Genomic DNA, 5,407 nt, shown 5'->3' with positions numbered 1-5,407 from the left:
CCCCTGCTTCGACTACGAGCACTACAGCCGGCTCGCCGGCCCGCTGACCCGGCCGCCCGAGGGCCCCGGCCCGTACCGGGTGCGCTACCGCGGCCTCCTCGCCGACGAGTCGCACCGCGTCCAGGCCGCGCTGCTGCTCGGCGCGGCGCCCGTGGTCTCGCTCGGCCTGCTGATCTGGCTGATGCAGCCCGCCCACTGGACCCAGCGGGAGCACGGCACCCCGCTGATGCGCGCCCTCGACACCGTGATGCTCGTGTCGATCGGGCTGATCGAGCTGTTCCGCACGCTGAACGTGACGTCGAACGCCCATGCCACCCTCGTCGCCCGCGACCCGATACCGGTCGTCCCCGAGACCGGCACCAAGGTGGCCTTCCTGACCTCCTTCGTGCCGGGCAAGGAACCCATCGAGATGGTCACCCGGACCCTGGAGGCGGCCGTCGAGGTCCGCCACCGGGGGCCCGTGCACGTCTGGCTGCTGGACGAGGGCGACGACCCCGAGGTCAAGGCCGTCTGCGAGCGTCTGGGCGTCCGGCATTTCTCCCGCAAGGGCGTGGAGAAGTGGAACCAGCCGAAGGGGCCGCACCGCGCGCGCACCAAGCACGGCAATTACAACGCCTGGCTCGACGCCCACGGCGACGACTACGACTTCTTCGCGTCCGTCGACACCGACCACGTCCCGCTGCCCAACTTCCTCGAGCGCATGCTCGGCTACTTCCGTGACCCGGACATCGCCTTCGTCGTCGGCCCCCAGGTCTACGGGAACTACGAGGCGGCGGTCACCAAGGCCGCAGAGAGCCAGCAGTTCCTCTTCCACGCGCTGATCCAGCGCGCCGGGAACCGCTATGGCTCGCCCATGTTCGTGGGTACCAACAACGCCGTGCGGATCAGCGCCCTCAAGGGCATCGGCGGGCTCTACGACTCGATCACCGAGGACATGGCCACCGGCTTCGAGCTCCACCGCCACCGCAATCCGGGGACGGGCCGGAAATGGCGCTCGGTCTACACCCCGGACGTCCTCGCCGTGGGAGAGGGCCCGAACGCCTGGACGGACTTCTTCACCCAGCAGCTGCGCTGGTCCCGGGGCACCTACGAGACCATCATCAAGCAGTACTGGAAGGGCCCCTTCACCCTGTCGCCGGGGAAGTTCCTCAATTACACCCTGATGGTCATCTACTATCCGATGACGGCGCTCAACTGGATGCTCGGAGCGCTGAGTTGCGCTCTCTTCCTGGGGCTCGGAGCCTCCGGGATCTCGATCAACTCCGAGATCTGGATGATGCTCTACAGCGACGCGGCGGCCCTCCAGATCGGCCTCTACATCTGGAACCGCCGGCACAATGTCTCCCCCCATGAGCCCGAGGGCTCGGGAGGCCTCGCGGGCATGGTGATGTCCGCGCTCTCCGCGCCGATCTACGCCCGCTCGCTGACGGACGCGGTGCTGCGCCGCAAGAGCTCCTTCGTGGTGACGCCCAAGGGCGATTCGGCCAGCCCCGACACCCTCTTCGGCACCTTCCGGATCCACCTGTTCTTCCTGCTCGTCTTCGGGGGGTCGCTGGTGGCCTCCTTCGTCCTCGGCCACACCCATGTGGCCATGCGCACCTGGGCGTCGCTCGCCCTCGCGGTCACCCTGGCCCCGATCGTCGCGTGGTCGTGGACGCTGTACCGCGCCAAGCATCCCGAGGGAGCCCGTCAGCGATGAGATTCCGTCCGAGCCGCCGCACCCGGCGTACGGTGCTGGGTGCGGCGGTCGTGTCCGCCCTGGCGGGAATGAACGGCCCGGCGCTCTGGGACTACACCGCCGACCGGTATCACGCGTACACGATCAATCAGCCCGCCTACAAGGCGCGGAACGGCCACTGGGACGTCGTGGACGTCCCCCGGGAATACCGGATCAACACCATTCACGCCGCCCTGCTGCACACCGGCAAGGTGCTCCTCGTGGCCGGCTCCGGGAACAACGCCGCCAATTTCAGGGCCAAGTCCTTCCGCACGGTCCTGTGGGACCCCCGGAGGAACACCTTCAAGAACATCCCCACGCCCAAGGACCTGTTCTGCGCCGGCCACACCCAGCTGCCGGACGGCAGGCTCCTGGTGGCGGGCGGCACCCAGCGCTACGAGAAGCTCAACGGCGATGTCACCAAGGCCGGCGGCCTGATGATCATCCACAATGAGAACCCGGACAAGCCGATGACCTTCCCGGCGGGCACCCGCTTCACGGGCAAGGCCAACCACAAGACCTTCGAGTCCAAGGACGCCGTCCTCGTGCCGCGCGCCACCAAGACCGGCGAGAGCGACAAGGTCAAGGTCACCGCCAGCACCGCGCGCGTCTATGTGGAGGCCCTGGAGAAGGGTCCCGAGTACGAGACGGGGACCACCGACAACTACAGCGTCGAGGGCCTCACCGGCGTCGACGCCCGGAACAACTACGGCATCGCCAACAAACTCTCCTTCGACAAGAAGGATTTCCAGGGCATCAAGGACTCCTTCGAATTCGACCCCGTGGCCGAGCGCTACATCACGGTCGACCCGATGGAGGAGGCCCGCTGGTACCCCACCCTGACCACGCTCCAGGACGGCAGGGTGCTCTCGGTCTCCGGGCTGGACGAGATCGGCCAGGTCGTCCCCGGGAAGAACGAGATCTACGACCCGAGGGCCAAGAAGTGGGCCTACCTCCCCCAGGAGCGGTTCTTCCCCACCTATCCGGCCCTCTTCCTCGCCGACAAGGGAAAGATCTTCTACACCGGCTCCAACGCGGGCTACGGACCGGCCGACAAGGGCCGGACGCCGGGCCTGTGGGACCTGGAGAGCAACGCGTTCACAGAGGTGCCCGGCATCGGCGACCCGGACATCCTGGAGACCTCGATGTCCGTGCTGCTGCCGCCCGCCCAGGAGCAACGCTTCATGGTCCTCGGCGGCGGCGGGGTGGGCGAGGACCGCAAGTCCACCGCCAGGACCCGCATCGTGGACCTGCGCGAGGACAAGCCGCGCTTCCACGACGGCCCCGACCTCTACGCCAAGGTCCGCTATCCCAGCAGCGTCATCCTCCCCGACGACACCGTGCTGACCACCAATGGCTCGGGCGACTACCGGGGGCGCAGCCAGTCCAACGTCCTGGGGGCCGAGCTCTACGACCCGGGCGCCAACACCACCCGGCGCGTCGCCGATCCGCTGGTGGGCCGCAACTACCACTCCGGCGCCCTGCTGCTGCCCGACGGGCGGGTGATGACCTTCGGCTCCGACTCGCTCTTCGGCGACAAGGACAACACCAGGCCCGGTACGTTCCAGCAGCAGATCGACCTCTACACCCCGCCGTACCTCTTCCGCGACGAGCGCCCGGAGTTCAAGGACACCGGCCCCCGGACCGTCGGGCTGGGCGAGCGGGCCTCGTACCGCACCAGCGACCCCAAGGCGATCTCCCGGGCGCGGCTGATCCGGCCGGGGTCCTTCACCCATGTCACCAATATCGAGCAGCGCTCGATCGCGCTGGACCTCGCCAGGTCGGCGGACGGGGTGACCGTCACCGTGCCCGGGGACCCGTCCCTGGTGCCGCCCGGCTGGTACATGCTGGAGCTGGTCGACGAGCAGGGCACCCCGTCCGAGGCGGTGTGGGTCAAGGTCCCGGTGGCGGAGAAGCCCTCAGGAGAGCAGGCCTCCGGAGGGCAGGCATCCGGGGAGCAGCCCTCCGGGGGACAACCTTCCGGGGGACAGACCTCCGGGGAGCAGGGCGAGGAGTAGTCAGCGGGTGTTGCGGGCCAGCTCCAGGGCGTAGGTCTCCCACCACTGGCCGGCGTCCGGACCGCCCTTGCAGGTGCCGTCCGACTCCCCCGGCCGTTTGACCCACAGATAGGCGTCCGCCAGCGCGTCCCCCGTCTTCGTGGTCGGGGGGTCGCCGAGGGCGCGGCCGGAGGGGTTGCACCAGGCCTTCTCGTGGCCGCCGGAGAGCGGGCCGTTGCCGTTGCGGCTGGTGTCGATGACGAAGTGCTTGCCGTCGAGCAGCCCGGAGAGCCGGTGGCCGTAGTCCTTGCTGTCCTGGGTGGTCTGGAAGTTGGAGACGTTGAGGGCGAAGCCGTCGGCCTGGTCGATGCCCGCGCGGCGCAGCGGGTCGGCCATGCGGTCGGCGGGCGTCACCCAGCTGGGGTTCCCGGCGTCGAGGTAGACCTTGGTCCTCGGCAGGGCCTTGAGTCTGCCGACGGCCTCCTTGAGCAGCGCGTAGCGCTCCTCGTGGAACTGCTGGGGGGTGCAGCCGTCCTCCATGTGCGGCAGGGCGTCGGGCTCCAGGATGACGGTCGCCCTGCGGTCGCCGATGCCGGCGGCGGCCTTCTCCAGCCAGGCCCGGTAGGCGTCGCCGTCGGCGGCGCCGCCCGAGGAGTACTGGCCGCAGTCGCGGTGCGGGATGTTGTAGAGGACCAGCAGCGCGTCGCGGTCGACGGCCGTGGCGGCCTCGGTGAAGCCGCGGGTCTGGGCGTCCGGGTCGTCGGCGCCCACCCATTCGGCGACGGGCTGGGCGGCGATCTTCGCGATCAGCGCGGCGTCCTGGCCCTTGCCGGCCTTGCCGAGCCGGACGGCCTCGCGGGCGGCCGTGCCGTCGGGGTTCACCCAGTAGGGAGAGGTGGACCTGGGGAGCTGTGAGGGTGCCTGGACGGCGAGGGCGTCCTTCCTGGGGGCGCCGGACTCCTCCGAGGAGCCGCAGCCCGTGACCGTGAGGAGCAGGAGCACTCCCGCCGCCGTTCCCGTCCGCGCCCATGCCCTGTGGCCCCGGCGCGCGCGGCCGGAGTAACTGCGGTACATCCACTCCCCCTTGGGTGTACTGCCTGTGGAGGTGATTGACGGAAGTGCCGTGCCCATGCTGGCACAGACGTGCCCACGCCCGTGGGCAGTCATGCCACGACACGTGGCGGGTCGCTCTGTCGGGCGACCCGGCCGGCGGGCGCCCGGGCGCTCGGGCGGGCCGCCGGCCGGGGGCTCAGGCCGCACGGCCGGATCCCGTGGCGGCGGCGTCGGTCGCGCCGGTCAGATAGGCGGAGACGACGATGTTGGCGCTGTAGGAGCGCCGGTCGCGGTCGTAGTAGCCGCCGCAGGTGATGAGGCGCAGCTCGGCGCGGTCCTTGACGCGGGGTCCGTAGGCGCGCGCGGCGTCGAAGCGTTCCTTGGTGAAGACGGAGACGTCCTCGACGGTGAACTCGGCGACGGAGCCGTCGGCGCGGGTGACGTCGACCTTGGTGCCGCGCCGGATGCCGCCGAGGCCGTAGAAGACGGCGGGCGCGTGGTCGGTGTCGAGGTGGCCGACGAGGACGGCCGCGCCGGGGCTGCCCGGCTGGGGCCCGTCCCGGTACCAGGCGACGGCGCCGGGCCGGGCGTACGGGGGCGGGTCGACCGCGCCCTGGGGGGTCAGGCCGTGGTCCTCGAC

General features: G+C 70.3%; 4 protein-coding genes. 2 read left to right on the top strand and 2 right to left on the bottom strand.

All coding sequences use genetic code 11. From position 1 onward, the window contains the following. Nucleotides 1-1,699 (top strand): glycosyltransferase family 2 protein (locus tag K6I33_RS31365; protein ID WP_229357938.1); only part of this gene is annotated, 1,699 nt, incomplete at its 5' end. After that, nucleotides 1,696-3,735, top strand: a complete 2,040-nt coding sequence (locus K6I33_RS31360; protein WP_229357937.1) for a kelch motif-containing protein — start codon at nucleotides 1,696-1,698, stop codon at nucleotides 3,733-3,735. The genes K6I33_RS31365 and K6I33_RS31360, both read left to right, overlap by 4 nt. On the opposite strand, the gene K6I33_RS31355 is transcribed toward K6I33_RS31360, so the two are convergent. After that, nucleotides 3,736-4,788, bottom strand: coding sequence for a glycoside hydrolase family 6 protein (locus K6I33_RS31355; RefSeq protein WP_229357936.1), 1,053 nt, complete (start codon nucleotides 4,786-4,788; stop codon nucleotides 3,736-3,738). It abuts the gene before it with no gap. 175 nt (nucleotides 4,789-4,963) lie between these two features. Beyond that, nucleotides 4,964-5,407 (bottom strand): class F sortase (locus K6I33_RS31350; RefSeq protein ID WP_229357935.1); only part of this gene is annotated, 444 nt, incomplete at its 5' end.

This window comes from Streptomyces sp. UNOB3_S3 (assembly GCF_020740895.1).
In the GTDB taxonomy this organism is placed as follows: Bacteria; Actinomycetota; Actinomycetes; order Streptomycetales; family Streptomycetaceae; genus Streptomyces.
This window is presented reverse-complemented; position numbering and strand designations above follow the sequence as displayed.